22 protein-coding genes are annotated in these 21,150 nt (G+C 72.3%); 7 read left to right on the forward strand and 15 right to left on the reverse strand.

Annotation, left to right across the window (positions count from 1 at the left end; all coding sequences use genetic code 11):
* Window positions 1-112 precede the first annotated feature (112 nt).
* Window positions 113-334 (reverse strand): DUF2631 domain-containing protein, encoded by a 222-nt coding sequence (locus PVK37_RS14170; protein ID WP_275034426.1) that lies wholly within the window; start codon window positions 332-334, stop codon window positions 113-115.
* A 228-nt stretch (window positions 335-562) separates the two neighbouring features.
* Window positions 563-685, reverse strand: coding sequence for a hypothetical protein (locus PVK37_RS14175; protein ID WP_275034427.1), 123 nt, complete (start codon window positions 683-685; stop codon window positions 563-565).
* A gap of 141 nt (window positions 686-826) precedes the next feature.
* Here PVK37_RS14175 and PVK37_RS14180 point away from each other — a divergent pair, with 141 nt between their 5' ends.
* Window positions 827-1,285, forward strand: a complete 459-nt coding sequence (locus tag PVK37_RS14180; protein WP_275034429.1) for a hypothetical protein — start codon at window positions 827-829, stop codon at window positions 1,283-1,285.
* Between the two features lie 289 nt (window positions 1,286-1,574).
* On the forward strand, window positions 1,575-3,143 hold the full coding sequence (locus PVK37_RS14185; protein ID WP_275034431.1) for a Rieske 2Fe-2S domain-containing protein: 1,569 nt from the start codon (window positions 1,575-1,577) through the stop codon (window positions 3,141-3,143).
* A 114-nt stretch (window positions 3,144-3,257) separates the two neighbouring features.
* Here PVK37_RS14185 and PVK37_RS14190 read toward each other — a convergent pair whose 3' ends face one another.
* A complete protein-coding gene (locus tag PVK37_RS14190; protein ID WP_275034433.1) occupies window positions 3,258-4,850 on the reverse strand; it encodes a phytoene desaturase family protein in 1,593 nt (530 codons plus the stop codon).
* A gap of 36 nt (window positions 4,851-4,886) precedes the next feature.
* The gene (locus PVK37_RS14195; protein ID WP_275034435.1) at window positions 4,887-5,612 is read right to left on the reverse strand and encodes a TetR/AcrR family transcriptional regulator; all 726 of its coding nucleotides are present in this window, start codon (window positions 5,610-5,612) and stop codon (window positions 4,887-4,889) included.
* 114 nt (window positions 5,613-5,726) lie between these two features.
* Between PVK37_RS14195 and PVK37_RS14200 the strand changes: the two genes are divergently transcribed.
* Together PVK37_RS14200 and PVK37_RS14205 are read left to right on the forward strand one after the other, a co-directional pair.
* Window positions 5,727-8,009 (forward strand): MMPL family transporter, encoded by a 2,283-nt coding sequence (locus tag PVK37_RS14200; RefSeq protein ID WP_275034436.1) that lies wholly within the window; start codon window positions 5,727-5,729, stop codon window positions 8,007-8,009.
* Window positions 8,010-8,079: 70 nt separating this feature from the next.
* Window positions 8,080-9,246, forward strand: coding sequence for an alkaline phosphatase PhoX (locus PVK37_RS14205; RefSeq protein ID WP_275034438.1), 1,167 nt, complete (start codon window positions 8,080-8,082; stop codon window positions 9,244-9,246).
* A gap of 100 nt (window positions 9,247-9,346) precedes the next feature.
* Here PVK37_RS14205 and PVK37_RS14210 read toward each other — a convergent pair whose 3' ends face one another.
* Window positions 9,347-10,195 carry a YihY/virulence factor BrkB family protein gene (locus PVK37_RS14210; RefSeq protein WP_275034440.1) on the reverse strand — a complete coding sequence of 283 codons (849 nt, stop codon included), beginning with the start codon at window positions 10,193-10,195 and terminating at the stop codon, window positions 9,347-9,349.
* Between the two features lie 51 nt (window positions 10,196-10,246).
* On the opposite strand from PVK37_RS14210, the gene PVK37_RS14215 reads away from it, so the two are divergent.
* Both PVK37_RS14215 and PVK37_RS14220 read left to right on the forward strand, forming a co-directional pair.
* Window positions 10,247-10,807 (forward strand): GNAT family N-acetyltransferase, encoded by a 561-nt coding sequence (locus PVK37_RS14215; protein WP_275034442.1) that lies wholly within the window; start codon window positions 10,247-10,249, stop codon window positions 10,805-10,807.
* Complete coding sequence (locus tag PVK37_RS14220) at window positions 10,804-11,349, forward strand: GNAT family N-acetyltransferase (protein ID WP_275034444.1); 546 nt, start codon at window positions 10,804-10,806, stop codon at window positions 11,347-11,349. The genes PVK37_RS14215 and PVK37_RS14220 overlap by 4 nt, the downstream gene beginning before the upstream one ends.
* Before the next feature lie 45 nt (window positions 11,350-11,394).
* Here PVK37_RS14220 and PVK37_RS14225 read toward each other — a convergent pair whose 3' ends face one another.
* The 9 genes from PVK37_RS14225 to PVK37_RS14265 form a co-directional block, all read right to left on the reverse strand.
* Window positions 11,395-12,396: a ribokinase gene (locus PVK37_RS14225; RefSeq protein ID WP_275034445.1), complete on the reverse strand. Its 1,002-nt coding sequence runs from the start codon at window positions 12,394-12,396 to the stop codon at window positions 11,395-11,397.
* 35 nt (window positions 12,397-12,431) lie between these two features.
* Entirely contained in the window at window positions 12,432-13,172 is a 741-nt protein-coding gene (locus PVK37_RS14230) for a glutamine amidotransferase (RefSeq protein ID WP_275034446.1), read from the reverse strand.
* Window positions 13,173-13,183: 11 nt separating this feature from the next.
* Entirely contained in the window at window positions 13,184-14,005 is an 822-nt protein-coding gene (locus PVK37_RS14235) for an N-acyl homoserine lactonase family protein (RefSeq protein WP_275034447.1), read from the reverse strand.
* 30 nt (window positions 14,006-14,035) lie between these two features.
* Window positions 14,036-15,178, reverse strand: a complete 1,143-nt coding sequence (locus tag PVK37_RS14240; protein ID WP_275034449.1) for an ABC transporter substrate-binding protein — start codon at window positions 15,176-15,178, stop codon at window positions 14,036-14,038.
* A gap of 12 nt (window positions 15,179-15,190) precedes the next feature.
* Entirely contained in the window at window positions 15,191-15,994 is an 804-nt protein-coding gene (locus PVK37_RS14245) for an ABC transporter permease (RefSeq protein WP_275034451.1), read from the reverse strand.
* The gene (locus PVK37_RS14250; protein ID WP_275034453.1) at window positions 15,991-16,752 is read right to left on the reverse strand and encodes an ABC transporter ATP-binding protein; all 762 of its coding nucleotides are present in this window, start codon (window positions 16,750-16,752) and stop codon (window positions 15,991-15,993) included. Before PVK37_RS14250 ends, PVK37_RS14245 begins: the two co-directional genes overlap by 4 nt.
* A complete protein-coding gene (locus tag PVK37_RS14255; protein WP_275034454.1) occupies window positions 16,739-17,779 on the reverse strand; it encodes a LacI family DNA-binding transcriptional regulator in 1,041 nt (346 codons plus the stop codon). Before PVK37_RS14255 ends, PVK37_RS14250 begins: the two co-directional genes overlap by 14 nt.
* Before the next feature lie 674 nt (window positions 17,780-18,453).
* A complete protein-coding gene (locus tag PVK37_RS14260) occupies window positions 18,454-18,639 on the reverse strand; it encodes a hypothetical protein (protein WP_275034455.1) in 186 nt (61 codons plus the stop codon).
* Between the two features lie 217 nt (window positions 18,640-18,856).
* On the reverse strand, window positions 18,857-19,078 hold the full coding sequence (locus PVK37_RS14265; RefSeq protein ID WP_275034456.1) for a hypothetical protein: 222 nt from the start codon (window positions 19,076-19,078) through the stop codon (window positions 18,857-18,859).
* 427 nt (window positions 19,079-19,505) lie between these two features.
* On the opposite strand from PVK37_RS14265, the gene PVK37_RS14270 reads away from it, so the two are divergent.
* Entirely contained in the window at window positions 19,506-19,709 is a 204-nt protein-coding gene (locus PVK37_RS14270) for a DUF397 domain-containing protein (protein WP_275034457.1), read from the forward strand.
* 220 nt (window positions 19,710-19,929) lie between these two features.
* On the opposite strand, the gene PVK37_RS14275 is transcribed toward PVK37_RS14270, so the two are convergent.
* Window positions 19,930-20,802, reverse strand: coding sequence for an LLM class F420-dependent oxidoreductase (locus PVK37_RS14275; protein ID WP_275034458.1), 873 nt, complete (start codon window positions 20,800-20,802; stop codon window positions 19,930-19,932).
* Between the last annotated feature and the right edge of the window lie 348 nt (window positions 20,803-21,150).

Consider the following 21,150-nt stretch of genomic DNA (forward strand, 5'->3'; position numbering starts at 1 on the left):
CGACCAACCGGTAGTTCCGAGGACGGACACAGTCGAGGGCCCGCCCCTGATGGATGGGGGGCGGGCCCTCGGCACGTCGTCCGGTCGGCGTCTGGTGCCGGGCCGGGCCGGATCAGGAACGCAGGCCGCTGCGGCGCAGCACCACGTCGCCGATGACGATCAGCAGCAGTATCGCCGCACCGGCGATCAGGAAGATGTCCTCGACCCTGCCCTCGTGGTTACCGCAGATCATCGCCAGCAGCGACAGCGCGACGACGACCGCGCCGATCTGACCGGCTTTGCGATGCCCCGGCTTGTGCTGATCTGGCGACGTTACCGGCTCGCTTCCTGCCACTGTCGGTCCTTCCCTCGGATCGGATCTCCGGTTAGTCTGGCACGCCCCGCGTCGGCCGTGGCGCTGGGTCCGGCCGTACGGGGGTTGACGGGTGTCCAGCACCACCAGTCGGGAGCTGCTGAGGCGGGCGTACGAGGCGTGGGACGCCGAGGACTGGTCGGTCGCCGGGGAGTCATTGGAACAGCTCGCCCGTCGGCATCCCGAGCACTCCGGAGCGCCGACCTGGTTCTACGACGCGGCACTGGCGTACAAGTTCCTGCGCGACTGGACCAGGGCGTACGAGCTGGGGCGGGAGGCGGCGGCGCGGGCCGCGCGGGACACCCAGGACCCGGCGTTCTGGAACCTGGGCATCGCGGCGACGATCGTGGGGGACTGGACGACGGCCCGGGACGCCTGGCGTGGCTTCGGGCTGTCGGTGCCGGACGGGTCGGGGGAGATCGTCGCCGACTTCGGGCCGACCCCGATCCGGTTGGATCCGGACGGCCGGGCGAGGTGGTCTGGGCACAGCGGCTCTGCCCCACCCGGGCCCGGGTGCTCAACGTGCCCACCCCCGAGTCGGGCCGCCGGTTCGGTGAGATCGTGGTACACGACGGCGCACCGAACGGGGAGCGCGAGGTCGACGGGCATGCCTACCCGGTCTTCGACGAACTGCTGCTGTTGCGGGCGTCGCCGCTGCCGACCACCGTCGTCGACGTGACCGCGGCGCGCACCGCCGACGTGCACGCCCTGGTGGAGCTGTTCACCGAGCGGGGTTACGGGGCGGAGCCGGCCAGCGGCACCCGACTGCTCTGTGCCTGTTGCAGCGCGGGCAACGTCCAGCAGGACCGGGACCATCAGACGGCCGGGACGCAGCAGGTGCACCTGGCGGCCCCACCGGACGAACTGCCCGAGCTGGTGGAACGCTGGCGGGCGGCGGATCCTGATCACCGGTCCTGGTCGCCGCCCGCGTAGCGCCGGCCCGGCCACCCGCCCGCCTCACCACGCCCAGTCAGCCGCCCGCCCGCCTCACCATGCCCCGCCGCCCGGGCCGGGCCCGGCTGCCGACCCCCGCACCCCCCCCGGCTCACCAGGCCCGGCCCGACCGGCCTGGCGCCGCCCGGATCACCGAGCCGGGCCGGTCCGGACCCAGGTCCCGGGCTGCCGGGTCGGAGGGCACTAGCGGCGTCGCGGTTCGGCCGCCACAGTCACTCCGGTAGCGTTCGTCGTGGAACTGGATTGTCGCTTTGAGGGGGACTGTGCGGTGCGAGTGACCGGTACGGGGCATGCCAGCATGCGAATCGACACGGCCGCGGGCAGCATCCTGTGCGACCCCTGGGTGAACCCGGCGTACTTCGCGTCGTGGTTCCCCTTCCCCGACAACTCCCAGCTCGACTGGGAGACCCTCGGGCAGGTCGACTACCTGTACGTCTCCCACCTGCACCGGGACCACTTCGACGCCGCCCACCTCAAGCGGTACGTGTCGAAGAAGGCCACCGTGCTGCTCCCCGCGTTCCCCACCTCCGAGATGGAGGACGAGCTGCGCGAGCTGGGCTTCACCCACTTCCTCAAGACCCGCAACGAGGAGGTGCACGAGCTCGACGGCGGGTTGAAGATCATGATCCAGTCGCTGACCAGCCCGACCGACGGTCCGATCGGTGACTCGGCGCTCTGGGTCGAGTACGACGGGGTTCGCCTGCTCAACCAGAACGACGCTCGCCCCACCGACCTGAGCGTCTTCGCCGAGCTGGGGCACGTGCACGCGCACCTGCTCCAGTTCTCCGGGGCGATCTGGTATCCGATGGTGTACGAGCTGCCGCAGGCGGCGAAGACCGCGTTCGGCAAGCAGAAGCGGGACCGGCAGTTCGACCGGACCTGGCGGTACATCGACGACCTGAAGGCCGACCACGTCTTCCCGATCGCCGGCCCGCCGTGCTTCCTCGACGACGAGCTGTGGCAGTTCAACGACATCCACGGCGACGAGGGCAACATCTTCCCCGACCAGTCGGTCTTCCTCTCCGAGTACGCCAAGGTCGGCGGCACCAACGGGGTGGTGCTGCTGCCGGGCAGCGTCGCCGAGCTGACCACGGAGAGCTGCGAGACCTCCCACCCGGTGCCGGTGGACGAGTTCTTCGCCGGCAAGGTCGCCCATCTGGAGGAGATGCGGGACCGCAAGCGTCCGGTCATCGAGGCGGAGAAGGCCACCTGGCGGCACCCGGAGATCGACGTCCTGAAGGAGATGAAGCGGCGGATCGAGCCGCTGCTGGAGGAGTCGATCTACCTGGCCAAGGGGGTCGGCGGTCCGGTCCGCTTCGACCTGGTCGGGTACGACGGCGAGAGCGTCGAGTCGATCGTGGTGGACTTCCCCGGCCAGGAGGTGCGGCCGTACGCGGACGAGAAGGTCCGGTACCGGTTCCGGACCGAGCGGGCCCTGGTGGAGCACCTGCTGCACACCGGCGAGGTGGACTGGGTCAACTCGCTCTTCCTCTCCTGCCGCTTCTCGGCGGCCCGGATCGGGCAGTACAACGAGTTCGTCTACTCGTTCTTCAAGTGTCTGTCCCGGGAGCGCCAGCAGTACGCCGAGGGCTGGTACGACGAGCACGAGCGCAGCAGCGACGCCGAGGACGTCACCCTGGGTGACTGGGTGGTGCAGCGCCGCTGCCCGCACCTGAAGGCGGACCTGACCCGGTTCGGCATCGTCGAGGGCGACCAGCTCACCTGCCAGCTGCACGGCTGGCGGTTCGACCTGGCCTCCGGCCGCTGCCTCACCAGCGTCGGTCACAAGATTCGCGCGCACCGCGCCGACGCCCCGGCCGCCACCCCGTCCACCTGAACCGTCCGCCGCTCGGTCGACCTGATCCGGCGGTCACCCCGTCGACCGACCCGACCCGACGCGTTGCGGAGGGCCCCGCCCGCACACCGGGCAGGGCCCTCCGCGTACCGCCGGTCAGGCCAGGTCGGCCAGGATGCGGCGGGCGGCGTTGTGGCCGGCGGCGCCGATGACGCTGCCGGCCGGGTGGCAGCCGGCGCTGCCCGCGTACAGGCCGTCGACACCGGTGGCGTACGGCATCCGGTCGGTGAACGACACGGTGTTGTCGACGTGGTGGATGTGCCCGCCGGTGATGCCGAAGTGCGCCTCGATGCCGGGCGGGGCGAGCGGCACCGCGTCGGCGATCAGGTCACCGGTGCCCGGGGCGTACCGTTCGCAGATCGCCACGAGCTGGTCGACGTACCCGGGCAGGGCTTCGTCCCAGGTGGTGCCGGCCAGCTCGTACGGCACGGACTGCACGAACAGCGCCGACGAGTGGTGCCCGGCCTCGTCCTGCAACGACGGGTCGACGGTGGTGTGCAGGTACCACTCGATGGTCGGCTCGGCGGGCAGCCGCCCGGCCCGCACGTCCGCCCACATGCCGCGCAGCGCGGCCATCGGGGACTCGGTGCCGCCGCCGACCAGCGAGGCGGACCCGGGCAGCAGGTGGATGGTGGAACCGAACGGGCTCGGCGCGTCCGCCGGCAGGCAGGAGAAGCGGGGCAGCCCGGTCAGCGCCAGGTTGACCTTGAGGGTGCTGCCGGGGCGGCGGGCCGCCGTCATCCGCTCGGTGAGCGGTGCCGGCAGCGCGCCGTCGGGCACCAGCTCCATCAACCGGTACGGGTCACAGGCCCCGAGCACCACCGGGGCGTGCACGGTACGCCCGTCGGCGAGCGCCACCCCGGCGACCGTACCCCCGTCCAGCAGCACCGAGGCGACCGGCGTACCGGCGGTGATGGTCGCCCCGGCGGCGCGGGCGGCCTCGGCGAAGGTCCGGGAGACGGTGCCCATCCCGCCCTGGGCGATCATCCAGGTGCCGTCCGCGCCGGGCAGGCGGCACATGTTGTGTACGAGGAAGTTGTGTCCGGTGCCCGGGTCGTCCGGGCCGGCGTTGAGCCCGGACAGGCCGTCGGTGACCGCGTACATGCTGACCAGCAGCTCGGAGCGGAACTCGAAGCGGGCCAGGTAGTCGGCGACCGAGCCGCGTACCAGGTCGACGAAGACGTCCCGCAGCGCCGGCCGGACGTACCGCTGCGCGGTCTCCTCGACGGGCAGCGGCTCGGTGAGCCAGGCGGGGGCGAGGTCCTCGCGCAGCGCGGCCAGTTCGGCCTGCATGGCGTCGTCGGCGGCCACGTCGGCGGGGGAGAAGAACTCGGTGAGCTGCCGCCGGGTGGCCGCCCGGTCGCTCCCCATCAGCAGGTACGGCGAGCCGGCCCCGCCCGGGGTGGGCAGGAAGTAGTGCGGGTCGCGGCGCAGCACCGGGATCGTCACGTCGAGGGTGGCGAGCAGTTCGGGCGGCATCAGCCCGAGCAGGTACGAGCCGGTGGAGTGGCGCAGGCCGGGGACCTTGGGGAACGGGTTCTCCGTCCGGGTGGCCCCGCCGATGGTGTCGGCGGCCTCCAGCACCACCACGGTCAGGCCGGCGCGGGCCAGCAGGACGGCGGAGACCAGACCGTTGTGCCCGGCTCCGATGATCACGACATCGGCACGGGTCGGCAACTCGGGTGTCATGCCCGGGCAGCCTAGTGCGCCCCGGCCCGGTACGGGTCAGGGTCGGGTGGTGTCGGCCGGGTCCGGGGTCGGGGTGAGCTGGGTGACGAACGCGGCCAGTTCGGTCTCGAAGAGCGCCTGCGGTTCGCTGACCGCCCAGCGGAGGTGGTCGAAGACCTCCATGGCGACCAGCCCGTAGATCCGGGCCCAGCCGCTGAGGAAGACGTACGCGATCTCCAGCGACAGGTCGCCCTGACTCTGCCGCAGCGGGCCGAGCCGGTCGCCGAGGTGCCGTTCGAGGAACTCCGGTGGCGGGGTACGCAGCCCGGTCCGTTCTGCGAGGGTGGTGAGGGGACCGACGAAGACGGCCCCGAGGCGCGCGCCGGGGTGGTCGTCGTCGCCGCAGGCGTCGGTGAACTCCTCCAGCCCCGGCACCGGGTTGCCGAAGATCAGGGTGAACTCGGCCCGGTTGCCGACGCCCCACCGGCGGAACGCCCGGGCCATGGCGAGCAACTGGTCGAGCGGGTCGGCTCCGGCGGCGTCCCGGGCCGCCTCGACGGTCTCGCGCAGTTCGTCGTAGAAGTCGGCGGCCAGGGCGGCGACGAGCGCCTCCAGGCTGGGAAAGTACCGGTAGATGGCGGGGGCGGTCATGCCCATGTCGCGGGCGATCGCGCGCAGCGAGACGGCTTCCAGCCCGCCGCTGACCAGCAACCGTCGCGCGCCGTCCTTCAGCTCGGCGACGGTCGCGGTACGGAGGCGTTCGCGCCGGCTCGGTGCGGTCATCCCGGGTACCCTTCCTTGACCTGAGCGAACACCGTTGCGTAAGTTAACGGCGTTCACGTCAATTATCGGTGGTTAACAGCCTACGACCTTAGTGGGTCGGTGAAAGGGGACGCGATGTTCGCCTGGTGGGGACGGGCGGTGGTACGGCTGCGCTGGGCGGTGCTCGCTGCCGCCCTGGTCCTGGTCGTACTCGGCTCGACCTGGGGCGCGGCGGTCTTCGGCCAGTTGACCGGGGGCGGCTTCGACGACCCGGCCAGCGAGTCCAGCCGGGCGGCCACCCGGATCACCGAGGAGCTCGGCCCACAGGGCGCGGACGTGATCGTGCTCTTCTCCAGCGACGCCGCCACGGTCGACCAGCCGGCCTTCCGGGACCCGGTCGCCACCACCCTGGCCCGGCTGCGCGCCCACCCCGAGGTGCGCCAGGTGACCAGCTGGTACGAGACCCAGGTGCCGAGCCTGCTCGCCACCGACCGCCGGTCCACGTACGCCCTGGTGCAACTGCGGGCCGCCGACGAGGACGCCAAGACCGCCGCGTACGCCGAACTGCTGCCCACCCTCGACACCCCGGGGGTACGGACCGAGACCGGCGGCAACGTGCCGTTCCTGCACGTGGCGAACGAGCAGACCACCCGGGACATCACCCGGGCGGAGATCCTTTCCATGCCGGTGCTGCTGGTGCTGCTCATCCTGATCTTCGGTGGTCTGGTCGCGGCCACCACCCCGCTGCTGATCGGCGGCCTGGCCATCCTCGGCGCGTTCATCGCGGTCCGGCTGCTGAACATGGTCACCGACGTGTCCATCTTCGCGATCAACGTGATCACGCTGATCGGGCTGGGCATGGCGATCGACTACTCGCTCTTCATCGTCAGCCGGTTCCGCGAGGAGCTGGCCGCCGGCCGGGACGTCCGCGCGGCCATCGCCCGCACCATGGCCACCGCCGGCCGTACCGTGCTGGTCTCCGGTCTGATCATCGCGCTCGCCATGTCCAGTCTGCTGATCTTCCCGATGGCGTTCCTGCGGTCCATGGCGCTCGGCGGGGTGGCCGCCGTCCTGATCGCCATGCTGGCCGCACTGACCGTGCTGCCGGCCCTGCTCGTGGTGCTCGGCCCCCGGATCAACGCGCTGCGCGTACCGCTGCCGTGGCGCCGCCGACGCGCGAACCCGGCGGCTACCGGTGGCCCCGGTCTGGCGACCGGCGGCCCGGGTCTGGCGACCGGCGGCCCGGCGGCGACCGGTGGTCCGGGTCTGGCGAGCGGCGGTCCGACCCCGGCGGCCGGTGGCGGCGCGTGGGCCCGGATCGCCCGGAGCGTGATGCGCCGCCCGGTGCCCTACCTGCTCGGCGTGGTGGCGATCCTGGTGGTGCTGGCGGTGCCGTCGCTGCGGATGGAGTTCGGCGGGTTCGACGAGCGGGTGCTGCCGGCCGGGTCGGAGCCCCGGGTGGTGGCCGACCGGATCGCCGCCGACTTCCCCGGCGGCACGGTCGCCCCGATCGACGTGCTGGTCTCCGGCGCTCCGGTCGACCGGGTGCAGCCGTTCGCCGACCGGGTCGCCGCCGTGGACGGGGTGACCGGGGTGACCGTGGCCGCCAACCAGGGCACGTCCACCCTGCTCAGCGTCACCTACACCGGTGAGCCGACCGGCGACGTGGCCCAGGACGCGGTCCGGGCGATCCGTGACCTGCCCGCGCCGGACGGGGCCGAGGTGCTGGTCGGTGGGCGGCCGGCCGCCGACCGGGACCTGCTGGACGCGCTCTCCGCCGGGCTGCCCTGGATGGCGCTGCTGATGGCCACCGCCACATTGATCGTGCTCTTCCTCGCCTTCGGTTCGGTGCTGCTACCGATCAAGGCGGTGCTGATGAACCTGGTGTCGATCGGCGCGTCCTTCGGCGTGGTGGTCTGGATCTTCCAGGACGGGCACTTCGCCGACGCGCTCGGCTTCACCGCGACCGGTTTCATCGAACCCAGCAACCCGATCTTCATGCTGGCGGTGCTGTTCGGCCTGGCCACCGACTACGAGGTGTTCCTGCTGTCCCGGGTACGCGAGGAGTGGGACCGCACCGGCGACAACACCGCCTCGGTGGCGGCCGGCCTCCAGTACACCGGGCGGATCATCACCGCCGCCGCGCTGCTGCTGATCGTGGTGGTGGCCGGTTTCGCCACCGGCGGCATGGCGTACATCAAGCTGGTCGGCATCGGCATGATCGTGGCGATCGTGGTGGACGCGACGCTGGTCCGGGCGTTGCTGGTGCCGGCGAGCATGCGTCTGCTCGGCCGCTGGAACTGGTGGGCCCCCGGGCCGCTCGGCCGGGTGTACCGCCGTTACGGCATCCGCGAGTCGGAGTCCGGGGAGGCCGACCCGGCCCCGGCCGACGACCGTCACCCCGCGTTCACCGGGTAGGGGGTGCGATCAATGCCCCGGTGGCCGTAGCGTCATCGGGGCATCGACCGCCATCTCTGGGAGGTTTCCCGTGGAGCGTCGTACCGTCCTGCGCGCCGCCGTCCTCGGCGCGGGCACCGCCGCGTTCTCCGGCGCGCTCTGGCAGCAGGCCTTCGCCGCCGTCGCCCAGCCCGGCCCCAGCCCGTACGGGGAACTGCGCCCCGTCGACGCCAACGGCGTCGAACTCCCCGCCGGGTTCACCAGCCGGATCGTCGCCCGCTCCGGCCGGCTGGTCCCCGGCACCGGGCACCTCTGGCACCCCGCCCCGGACGGTGGCGCGTGCTTCCCCACCTCCGACGGCTGGATCTACGTCTCCAACTCCGAGGTCCCGCTGGTCGGCGGGGCGTCCGCGATCCGGTTCCGGGCCGACGGTTCGGTCGCGTCGGCGTACCGGATCCTCGGCGGCACCAACGTCAACTGCGCCGGCGGCGCGACCCCGTGGGGCACCTGGCTCTCCTGCGAGGAGGTGCCGCTCGGGCGGGTCTTCGAGACCTGGCCGGACGGCAGCCGGGACGCCGAGGAACGTACCCGGATGGGCCGGTTCACCCACGAGGCCGCCGCCTGCGACCCGGACCGGAAGGTGGTCTACCTGACCGAGGACGAGTCGGACGGCTGCTTCTACCGGTTCGTCCCGGACACCTGGGGGGACCTGCGCACCGGCCGGGTACAGGTGCTCTGCGCGCCCGCCGACCAGGTCGCCGGCCCGGTCACCTGGGCCGACATCCCCGACCGGGACGGCTTCCCGGTCGCCACCCGCAAGCAGGTCGCCGCCGCCAAGCGCTTCGCCGGTGGCGAGGGCTGCTGGTACGACCGGGGCGTCTGCTACTTCACCACCAAGGGCGACAACCGGGTCTGGGCGTACGACGCGGCGCGGCAGCGCCTCGACCTGGCGTACGATGACTCCCTCGTACCGGCCGGCACCGCCCCGCTGACCGGCGTCGACAACATCACCGGCACCCGCTCCGGTGACCTGTACGTGGCCGAGGACGGCGGCAACATGGAGATCAACGTGATCACGCCCAGCGGTGTCGTCGCCCCCTTCCTCCGCCTCCCCGGCCAGTCCTCCTCCGAGATCACCGGCCCGGCCTTCTCCCCGGACGGCAGCCGCCTCTACTTCTCCTCCCAGCGCGGCCCGAGCGGCAACATCGCCGGCACCGACGGCATCACCTACGAGGTACACGGCCCCTTCCGCCCCTAACCCCCCTGCCCCCCTGCCCCCCTGCCCGGCCCCGGTTTCGCCCCGTTGATCATGAAGTTATTACCCGCGACACGCCGTCACGAGGACAACAACTTCATGATCAACGGGGCGAGACCGGGTGGGGGCGGTGGGTGCGCCAGTGGGAGAGGGCCAGGGTGGCGGAGTAGCCGGCCAGGACGATCACGTGGAAGAGGTACAGCCAGAGCATGACGGCGACCCCCGCGCCGATCTCGTCGAAGCCGCCGAACGGCACCCCGAGGTCGATCGGCAGGCTGGCGAACAGCACGAAGCCGTGCAGGAAGCCGGACAGGTTGGCGGCGGTGAACGAGCCGACGGCCAGCGTGGAGAGCCAGTCCGGGCGGGCCGGCCCGACCACCCGGAACACCCACAGCAGCACCGGGGTGAGCACCAGCCAGACCGACAGGAACGACAGCACCACACCGAGCGCGCCGATCCAGCCGCCCTGCCGGACCAGCCGGGTGGTCAACGGCAGCGCCACCAGGATCGACAGCAGGAACGCCGGGGCGGGGGCCAGCAGCGGCAACAGCAGCAGCCGGCCGCGCCAGCCGACCAGGGACTCGTCCGGGCCGGGCCGGATGGCGACCGAGACGAACGCCCGGCGCAGCCCCTCGCCGTACAGCGACGCCGGCAGCAGGGAGGCCAGCGCGAAGACCGGGGTCAGTTCCAGGCCGCCCTCGACCAGCGCGGCCACCGCCCGGTTCGCACCGATCTCGGTGGGCAGCGTCTGTACCGCGTACGAGGTGAGCCGGCGTACCCGGTCCGCCCCGGCGACCAGCCCGGTCAGCCAGATCGCCAGCAGCGCGACCGGCACCACGGCGATCGCCCCGTAGAAGGTTATCGCCGCGGCGTGCAGCGACAGGTCCCGCCCGCGTACCGGCCGGAAGGCCGCCCGGGTGATCCGTTTCGTCCGCTGCCATCCGTTACCCATCGCCGGCTTATTCCCCGCGCCGCCGCCCGGCACGCATTACGCTGCCCGGTCATGGCGGTGATCACCGAAACCGGACGGCTGCGGGTGCGGGAGTGGACCGAGGAGCCGACGGATCTGGCCCGGTTCTACGACATCTACTCCCGGGTGGAGGTGGTGCGCTGGTTCGGTGCCGCGCCCAATCTGCCGCTCACCGACCCGGACCAGGCGGCCGGCGTGATCCGTGGCTGGCGGTCGGCCAGTTTCCCGGACGGCCGGTACGGCTTCTGGGCGATCGAGGTGCGGGACACCGGGCTGGTGGCCGGTACGGCGCTGGTGAAGCCGCTGCGCGGCCGGGACATGTCGCCGGTCGCCGAGATCGAGGTGGGGTGGCACCTGCACCCGGACTGCCAGGGCAACGGGTACGCCACCGAGGCGGCGCGGGCGGTGCTGGCCCGGGAGTTCGCCGCCGGCACGGAGCTGATCCACGCGGTGGTGTTGCCGGGGAACGAACCGTCGATCGCGGTGACCCGGCGGCTCGGCATGACCCACGTCGGCCGGCGCACCGACTGGTACGGGGGCGTGGAAATGGAGACCTTCGTGCTGTCCGCCACGGACTACGCTGACCCGTCATGACCGTGATCGTCGAGACCGAACGGCTGCTGGTGCGCCCCTGGACGGATGAGCCGGCCGACCTGGCCCGCCTTTTCGACATGTACTCCCGGCCGGAGGTGTTCCGGTACTTCGGTGGCGGTGCCCGGCCGCTGGCCGACGTGGAGCAGGCCCGGGAGATGCTACGACGGTGGGCGGCCCGGGGTTCCCGGGACGGTTGGTACGGCATCTGGGCGGCCGAGTCGCGGGCCACCGGGCAGGTGGTCGGGACGACGATGATCAAGCAGTTGCCGGGCCTGGACGACGCGACGCTGACCGACGACATCGAGGTGGGCTGGCACCTGCACCCGGAGTGCTGGGGGCAGGGGTACGCCACCGAGACCGCCCGCGCGCTCATCGAGCGGGAGTGGGCGCACACCGGCACCGAGCTGATCCACGCCGTGGTGTCCCCGGCGAACGAGGCGTCCAAGGCGGTGGCCCGCCGGCTCGGCATGACCCACGTCGGCCTGCGAACCGACTGGTACGGCGGCGAGGAGGTCGACACCTTCGTCCTGCGCCGGGCCTGAGCGCCCGGTGCGGTTGGTGGGGCGCGCCAGGGGCAGGCCGGGTCGTCAGGGCACCCGGGCGAGCAGTTCGGTGATCTCCCCGGGGGTGGGGAGCCCGCCCTGGGCGCCGACGGCACGGGTGGAGAGCGCGGCGGCGACCACCGCCCACCGGGCCGCCTCGACCAGTGGGAGCCCGTCCACCAGGGCCGAGGTCAGGGTGGCGCAGAAACAGTCGCCGGCTCCGGTGGTGTCGACCACCGGGACCGCCGGGGCGGGCACCAGCTCGTACCGCTGCCCGTCCCGGACCAGGGCGCCGACCGCGCCGAGGGTGACCACCGCCCGATCCACCGGCAGGGCCGCCAGCGCCGCCCGCGCCTCGTCGAGGTCGGTCACCGGTCTGCCGGTGAGCTGGGCCAGCTCGATCCGGTTCGGCACCAGTACGTCCACCTGGGCGAGCAGCGCGGCGTCCACCCCCTGGGCTGGGGCCGGGTTGAGGATGCGCAGCGGTCCGGTGACCGCGAGGGCGGCCCGCACCGCAGCCGTCGGCACCTCGCACTGGACCAGCACGGCGGCCGGGGCGGGCCGGGCCGGGCCGACGTCCGCCGGCCCGAGCCACCGGTTGGCCCCCTCCAGCACGACGATGGAGTTCTCGCCGTCCCCGTCGAGCAGGATCAGCGCCTCGCCGGTCGGGACGCCCTCGATCCGGCGTACCCCGGAGACGTCGACCCCGGCCCGGCGCAGGCCGGCCAGCAGGGTGTCGCCGCCGGCGTCCTGCCCGACCGCGGCGCGCAGGGCGACCCGGCGGCCGAGCCGGGCCAGCGCGACCGCCTGGTTGGCGCCCTTTCCGCCGGCTCCGGTCTCGGCGTCGCCGGTCAGCACGGTTTCGCCGGGGCGGGGCAGCCGGTCGAGCCGGATGACCCGGTCGAGGTTGGCGCTGCCGACCACCAGCACCTCGACCGGCTCCCGGTGCGACGCCGTCCCCCCGGCCGGCAGGCCGGCGTCCGGCCGGTCAGGCGTCCCCCCGGTTACCGGGCCGCCGGCCGGGTGGTCGGGCGCGTCCCCGGTCACCGGGCCGGCGTCCGGCCGGTCAGGCGTCCCCCCGGTCACCGGGCCGCCAGCCAGGTGATCAGCCGGGCCCACAGCTCCGGGTAGCCGGGCCAGGAGAGGAAGGGCGGCGGGGCCCAGTGCGGGGCGAGGTCGGAGGTGAAGACCCCGGTACGTCCCTGGCCGACCTGCCGTACCGCGATCAGCGGGTCCGGGCCGACGGTGACCAGCAGGTCGCCGTCGTCGCGGGCGGTGGTGCGGTTGTAGCCGAGCAGCGCCGGCCATTCGGTCGTCTCGTCGGGCAGGGCGGGGTGGGCGGTCAGCACCTTGGGCTGGACCCCTTCCGGGGCCTCCACCCGGTCGTCGCCGCTGAGCACGTCGACGGGGAGCAGGTCGGCGAGCGGGCTCTGCCCGTACCGGGCCTTGCCGTCGATGCCGGAGAACGACAGGTACCCGCCGACCATCAGCAGCGCGCCACCGGTGAGCACGTACTCCCGGATCGCGGCCAGCCGGTTCGGTTCACTGGCCGAGGTGCGGAACACCGACGGGGTGAGCAGGAAGGTGTTCGCCCCGACGTCGCTGATCACCACGCAGTCGTACGCCCGCAGCCCCTCGACGGTGGTCGGCATGTCGTCGGCGATGCGGTGCGCGGGGATGTGGTCGACCACCCAGTCGCGGGCCCGCAGGACGGCCTTGAACTCGTGCCCGCCCTCCTGGTACTCGCTGTTGGTGAAGCTGTCGAAGCCCTTCTGGTGGATCAGGTGGATGAACCAGGACTCGCCGAGCAGCAGGACTCTCACGGCCGTACTCCTTACTCGATGGTGCCGCTCGGGAAGTGCTCGCGGAACTGCCAGTCGTGTTCGGGGACGATCACGTCCGCCTCGCGGTGCAGGCGGGCGTAGCCCCGCATCAGCTCGGGCAGGTTCCAGAACGAACCCATCGGCCAGTTGAGCTCGAGATTGCGGTAGTTGTACATGACGTCGCTGGTCAGGCAGACCGTGCCGAGCGCGGTCTCCACCATGACCACCATGCAGCCGGGGGTGTGGCCGCCGATCTTGACCAGGCGGACCCCGTCGGCGATGTCGACGTCCCCGTCGATCACGTCCAGCCGGTCCCGGATATCGGTGATCTTGTACGAGTAGTCGGGGTAGTAGAACATGCAGAACGACGGCGGGGCGACCGCCTGGGGCAGTTCGTCGCGCTGCACCACGAACCGGGCCCGGGGGAACAGTTCGTTGTTGCCCACGTGGTCGAAGTGCAGGTGGGTGAGGACGACCACGTCGACGTCCTCGGGGCGGACCCCGTGCCGGGCGAGCCCGGCGACGAGGTCCTGTTCCGGGGTACGGGAGGCGACGAAGTCCACCCCGTACCGGCTCTGCATGGTCGACACCTCGTCGATGTCGCCCAGCCCGGTGTCGATGAGGATGGTCTTGTCGGTGCCCTCGATCAGCCACACCGGCACCGGGACCATCACCCCCTCGGTGACCTGGCCGTCGCGCCGCCGGATGTCGTTCCGGAACCCGTACGGCAGGACCAGGGACCGGTCCAGGTCGGGGTGCGCGCCACTGTTGAGCAGGCTGACCGAGAGGGAACTCTCCAGCTCACCGGTGACGATCTGGTGGATCCGCAGCATCGCAGCTCTCCCGTCTGCTGGTCGTGCCGGTCAGTACCCGGTCTCGTCCGCGCCGTACTTCTCGACGTACGTGTTCCAGGTCTTCTCCACCAGGAAGTGCTTGCCGGCGTCGACGGCGGCCGGGATGGACCCGTTGGAGGTGAGGTACGCGTTGTCGCCGTCCCAGGTCTTCTTCCAGTAGGAGACGCCGCCCGGGTCGAGGATCAGTTCCTTGGTCGCCTTGGCGTTCGGCGCGTACAGCTCGAACTTCTGCCAGAAGTCCTGGAAGCCCTGGACGGTGAGGTTGGCCCCGGTGTCCTGGTTCAGCCGGTCGGTGATGATCTTCCCGCAGTCGGCGGTGTTCGCGTCGCAGTACCGGATGATCCGGTGGAAGACGTTCACCAGCTTGAGCAGCGCCTCCTCGTTCGCGCCGACGAAGTCGGTGGTGGTGACCAGGCCGTTGATCGGCGGCGGGGCGAGGTCCGGGCCGGAGGCGAGCACCGGCATCCCCTCGGCGGTGGCCCGCACCCGCTGCGGGATGCCGCCCAGGTAGGCGTCACCGGTGCCGCTGAGGAAGGCGGCCAGGCCCTGGTCCGGGTCCAGGTCGACGATCTTGACGTCCTTCTGCGACAGCCCGACCGACTCCAGCGCGGCGACCACCTGCTTGCCCATGTCGGTGGACATGGTGGTGACGATGGTGCGGCCCTTGAGCTGCTTGAACGTCTCGGCGCGGGCGGCGTCCTCGGAGAGCCCGCCGGCCACGAACTCGTCCAGCGTCTTCAGCCCGGAGCCCTTCTTGCCCATCAGCGCCGAGCCCTCGGTGAACGGGTTCCAGGCGTACCAGTAGACGACGTTGGTGGCCTTGTTGGCGACCGAGACGACGCCGGTGGTGTTGTTGATGGCCGCGTCGACGCCGCCGGAGGCGACCGCCGGCATGATGGCGTCCCAGGCCAGGGACTTCAGTTCGACGTTCAGGCCGGCTTCCTTGAACCAGCCCTTCTGCTCGGCCACGATCGGGATCATCGTGTCCTGGAACGGGGAGATGCCGAGCCGGATGGTGGTGGTGCCGTCGGCGGCCGGGCCGCCGGACTCGGCCTCGGAGTTGCAGGCGGCGGCGGTCAGGGTGAGGGCGGCGACGGCGAGGCCGGCGGCCAGGGTCCGGGCGGTCCGGGGGACCGAAGGGGTGCGTGACATGACCGTGCTCCTTCAGGAAGAGCTTTCAGACCAACGGGTGACACGGGAACTGACGATCTTGATGAGCCGGTCCACCAGCACCGCCTCGACGGCGATGACGATGGTGCCGATCAGCACCACGGGGGTGTTCAGCGTCCGGCTGGCCTGCATGATCAACCGACCGATGCCCTGTTCGGCACCGAGGAACTCGGCGGCGACGACCACCGCGAAGGCGAGCGCGCTGCCGATCCGCAGACCGGAGACGAGTTCGGGGACGATGGCGGGCAGGATCACGGTCCGGTAGACCTGCCCCTCGCGGGCGCCCAGCGAGCGGGCGGCGCGACCGTAGACCGGGCTGACGTTGTTCGCCGACACGATCGTGTTGACCACCATGACCATGAAGCAGGCCAGGGAGCCCAGGAACAGCTTCCCGCTGTCACCGATGCCGAACCACAGGATGACGAACGGGATGAGCGCCACCGGCGGTACCGGCCGGAGCGCCTCGATCAGCGGGGTGAGGGTGTAGAGCAGCACCCGGGAGCGGACCATCAGCAGGCCCACCAGCACCCCGAGCGCCGACCCCAGCGACCAGGAGACCAGCACCCGGACCAGGGTGGCCCCGGCGTCCGGCAGCATGCTCCGCCAGATCTGCCGTACCGCGTCGAGCACCTCGCTCGGCGCGGGGAAGTACAGCGGCCGGATGGTGCCGGTCAGGTCGGTCAGTGCCCACCAGAGCACCAGCAGGGCCACGATCACCCCGCCGCCCAGCCCGACGCCGAGCAGACCGGAGCGGTCGGTGGGCCGGGGGTGCGGCAGCTTCGCCTCGGGCGTGGTCACGCGGACACCTCCCGCAGGCTCCGGGAGATCTGGATCCGCAGGTCCTGGAAGGCGGTCTCGCCGCGCAGGTCCAGGTCGTCGCGCCGACCGAACGGCACGGTGATGTCCTGGTGGACCCGGGCCGGACGGGGCGTCATGACGATCACGCGTTCGCCCACGAAGAGCGCCTCCTCGATGTCGTGCGTGACGAAGACGATGGTCTTGGGCTCGGCGACGTTCACCGCGTGCAGCGCCAGCCACATCGCCTCGCGGGTGAAGATGTCCAGCGCCCCGAACGGCTCGTCCAGCAGCAGCACCTCGGGGCCGGAGGCGTACGCGCGGGCGATGTCGACCCGCTTGCGCATCCCGCCGGAGAGTTCCTTCGGGTACGCGTCGGCGAAGTCGGCCAGCCCGACCAGCTCCAGGTACCGGTCGACCCGTTCCCGGCGGGTGGCCCGGTCGACGCCGCGCAGCCGCAGCCCGTACTCGACGTTGCCGCGTACGGTCAGCCACGGGAAGACCGCGTCGGACTGGAACACCACCGCCCGGGACGCGTCCGGCCCGGTGACCGGCCGACCGTCGACCAGCACCCGTCCGGCGCTCGGGTGCAGGAACCCGGCGACCAGGTTGAGCAGCGTGGTCTTGCCGCAGCCGCTGGGGCCGACCACGCAGACCACCTGGTGCCGCTCGATCCGCAGGTCGGTCCGGGACAGCGCCAGCACGTCGCCCCGGCGGGTGTGGAACTCCTTGCTGACCTCGTCGACCTCAATCACGGCCATCGTCGTCACCTCCGGTCTGCGGTGGCGGGGCGGTGGTGCCCCGTACGGTCAGGTCGACCGGCAGCACCTGCCGACCGGGGCCGGGGGCACCGGCGGGATCGCGGAGCACCCGCAGCAGCGCCTCGGCGGCCAGTGCCCCCATGCCGACGGCGTCCTGCCGGACGGTGGTCAGCCCGGGGCTGACGTGCCGGGCGGCCCAGATGTCGTCGAACCCGACGACCGAGCAGTCCACCGGCACGGTCAGTGCGGCCTCCCGCAGCGCCCGCAGCGCGCCCAGCGCGACCAGGTCGTTGAGGGCGAACAGGGCGGTCACCGCCCCGGCCCGGACGCGGGGGACCAGGGCGGCGGCGGCCCGGTAGCCGGACTCCTCCTCGAAGGAGCCCTCGACCACCTCCGGGGCCCGGCCGACCAGTTCGGTCCAGGTGGCGACGAAGCCGTCCACCCGCTGCATGCTGCTGACCAGGTCGGGGCTGGCCCCGAGCACGGCCGCCCGGCGGTGGCCGAGCCCGGCGAGGTGGTGCGCGGTGAGTACCCCGCCGGCCCGGTTGTCCGACACGATGGTGGCGGCGGCCAGCTCGCCCAGTTCCTCGTCCACCGCCACCATCGGGACGCCGGCCAGCACCTCGGCCAGCCGGGAGGTCGGCGCGGGCGCTCCCGCCGCGTACACGACCCCGTCGACCGCCTGCGACTTCAGCGTCTCCAGGTAGAACAGCTCCCGCTCGGACGTCCAGCCGGTGTTGCCGAGCAGGACGTTGAAGCCCCGCTCGATGGACGCCTGCTCCACGCCCTTCGCCAGCTCGGCGAAGAAGCTGTTGCCGATGTCGGGTACGAGCAGCCCGATGGTGCGGGTGGTGCCCCGGGCAAGGTTCTGCGCGGTCCGGCTCGGGACGTACCCGAGGTCGCGCATCGCCTCCCGGACGCGGGACTGGACCCGCTGACTGACCGGCCGGTTGCCGCTCAGCACGTGGGACACGGTCGCTCGGCTGACTCCGGCCCGAGCGGCCACGTCACTGATAGAGACAGACATTCCACCTCCCGCGCAAACCGGTTTGTCAAACCGGTTTGCGACACTGTAGGAGGCGGTATAACCGCAGGTCAACCCCCATTCTTCGAGCAGTCGCCAGCCGTCGTCAGGTGTCGATGGAAGGCGACGACTGTCCTGTCACCGTCCTCCCGGATCGTGGGAGCGGGCCGGGGCGGCCAGGTGTCGGCGTCGACCGCTCCGGCGGAGCGCCGCCGGGGATGGGGGCGGAGCGGTCGCCGGACGGCGTCGGGGTGGGCGGGGCGGACGCCGGATCGCCAGCCGGGCCAACGGTTCGGCGGCCGGGACGTCGACAGTGGAGGGTGTGCTCCGTAGCTGGGCCACCGACCCGGTGGCCGGGTGGCCGGCGCGCGGTACGGACCTACCGCCGGAATGTGCCGGCCGTGCTGCCGGCCGGTTTCCGGAGGTCGAGACCGGTCGATCAATCGAACGCGGAAGGCACCACCCGGTCGGACCCGGTTCGGTCCCGCGCCCGTCGGCGGCGGCCCACCCTCGTCGGCCTACGTCCGGTCGCGGCGGCCTCCGCCATCGGCCTACGTCCGGTCGGCGGCGGCCTCCGTCACCGGCTCCGCGCCGGTCGGTGGCGGTCCACCTTCATCGGCCCGCGCGGGTCGGTGTGGGCCTCCGTCGCCAGGCCGCCGAGTCGGGTGTCGTGCGGGTCACCGCCGGACGCGGGCCAGCCGGCGGGCGGCCGGCGGCGTTCCCGGCACCGGCTCGACCGGTACCCGGTTCAGCCGGTCCGGGCAGCGCCAGCGCAGCCCACAGATGCAGTACCGGCCGAGGCGGCGCGACCAGTCGCGGCGGTGCCGGAGAGCGAGCGGTACGGGTTTCGGGGAGCGGGCCATCGGGGTGCCTCCCGTCGTGGTGCCTGTTCACAATTAGCGACCCGATGAACACGTTTCGAAAGGTGAGTCGACCTCGCGACAGCACTGTGTGGGCGGTGCCGGTCCCGGTGGTCCGCGGTGGGAAGGGCCCGCTTCGTGTGGTGCCGGCGTGATGACGCCGCCACGCCCGACGCGTCACGGCCGGGCGGACCGGGTCCAGCCGACGAAGCTCGACGCGTCAGGGCCGGGCGGACCGGGTCCAGCCGACGAACCGGGCGAAGAACTCGCCGGGCGGCACGTTGCCGGGGTCGAGGTCGACCCGGTCGGCGATGGCGTCGTGCAGGAGCAGGCCGAGGTAGACCGAGAGGCCGACCGGATCGTCCGCGTAGTCGATCCGCAGCCCGAGCTTGGCCGGCGCGCCGCCGTACCGAACCAGATCACCAGGGTCGGCCCGGCCCACCGGGGCACTCGCTCCGCCGGCCCGCCGCGCGCCGTCGGCGGTTCCGACTCCTCCACCGGTACGCGGACCAGCCGGTCCGGGCACGGCCAGCGCAGCCCGCAGGAGCAGTACCGACCGAACCGTGTCCAGTTCCGACGGTGTCGGGGAGCCAGCGGTACGGGTGGGGGACGACGTGCCATCTCGATCCTCTCTTCGCGGGGTGTTCACAGCCTGCGTCGGATCGACTACGTTCTGAAGGGCTCGGGCTGTCCCACCGAAGGGCGTGCCCGCCGGCCCGCCCCGGGTGCCGTCCCGGTGACGCCGGCCGAGGACCCTGCGGTAAAGGTGTGATGACGGACGGTCGGCTGTCGACGCTGGAGTTCCTGGGCGCGGAGTTGCGGCGGGCCCGCCGGGCGACCAGGGACCTCAATCGGGAGTTGACGAAATCATGGACCTGACCGGTGCGGTGTGGCGGAAGTCCAGCCGTAGCGACAACGGTGGTTCCACCTGTGTCGAGGTGGCGACGAACCTGCCCGACGTGGTGGGCGTACGCGACAGCAAGGACCGGCAGGGGCCGGTGCTGACCTTCTCGCCCGCCGCGTGGGCCACCTTCGCCCGCGCCGTCCGTGGCCGGGCCATGCGGCTGCCGTAGCTGACCGGATGGCCCCGCAGCCCGAACCCGGAACGGGGTCGCGCTGCGGGGCCGAATCGGCGGGGATGCCCCGCCTCGGCGGGGATGGCTGGGCCGCCGGCCACTGATCGACTCGGGATGCGGCATCCGGGGCCTTCACCCTGCCCGGAGACCCCAAGATGCCGCATGTTGCCCCGGCCCCCAACCCCCGGCCCCGGCCCCCGGCGGCCCGGTGGACCGGTCAGATGGTGGCGAGGCGGGGGACGACCCGTTCACCGACGGTGGCGACCCAACCGGGCAGGTCGGTGGCTCTCGGCATCACCCAGACCTGGCTGATGCCGAGAGCCGCGTACCTCTCCATCGCCCTCAGGAAGGCGTCGGTGTCGGCCACCGGGTTGGCGGAGGAGAGGATGGTCTTCCGTACGGTCGCCGGGTCGCGGCCCTCGGCGGCGCAGTGCCGGGCCAGGACGTCCAGCTTGCCGGCGATGACGGCCGGGTCGGCGCCGAACAGGTTGCACGCGTCGGCGTACCGGGCGACCAGCCGCAGCGTCTTCTTCTCGCCCATTCCGCCGATCAGCACCGGCGGTCCGGGCCGCTGGACCGGTCGGGGTTCGCAGATCGTCTCGGTGAGGGTGTGGTGGGTGCCCTGGAACGGGCCGTCGTCGTCGCTCCACATCTGCCGGCAGATGCGGAGCGTGTCCTCCAGCCGTTCGAAGCGCTCGGCGGTCGACGGGAACGGCACCCCCAGGCCCAGGTGCTCCCGCTCGTACCAGGCCGCGCCGATGCCCAGCATGGCCCGGCCGCCGGAGAGTACGTCGAGGGTGGCGACGGTCTTGGCCAGCAGGCCCGGGTGGCGGTACGTGACCCCGGTGACCAGCAGCCCCAACTGGAGGCGGGTGGTCTGGCCGGCGAGGAATCCGAGGGTGGTGTAGCCCTCCAGCATCGGATCGGTGGCGGGGGCCATGGCTTCCATCTGGAACCAGTGGTCCATCAGGGTGAGTGTGCGAAAGCCCGCCTCCTCGGCGGTGCGCGCGGTGTCGGCCAGACCGGCGGCCAGCGAGGAGCCGGACCGGCCGAACGGGGTGAAGTCGGCGATGTGCAGGGCGATGTCCATTGCTGCCGGGCCTCCATCTCAGCGGGTGTCGCGAACATTACTCCCGGTTGCGTCGCGCCTCGTGTGCGAGGCCGCCACCGCAGGCCACCGTGGCCAGGCCGGTGGGCGTCATGATGTCCGCGAAGGGGGTGGGTCCGGTGGCGCAGCCCACGATGACGCCCGCACCGGCGCAACCGTCCGGGCAACCGTTCTGAGCTGTCCGATGCCGGACAGCGGTCCTGGGGGCTGCCGAACTGGGCAGACGTCCACATAGGGTGGACGGGGGTCGGGCCGCCGCTCGGCTCCGCAGTGGACGGTCGAACGGCGCTCGCGGGGCGGATGGTGTCGCTCACCCCCTCGTGTTCCCCT

The sequence above is a fragment of the Micromonospora cathayae genome (genome assembly GCF_028993575.1).
Taxonomy (GTDB): domain Bacteria; phylum Actinomycetota; class Actinomycetes; order Mycobacteriales; family Micromonosporaceae; genus Micromonospora; species Micromonospora cathayae.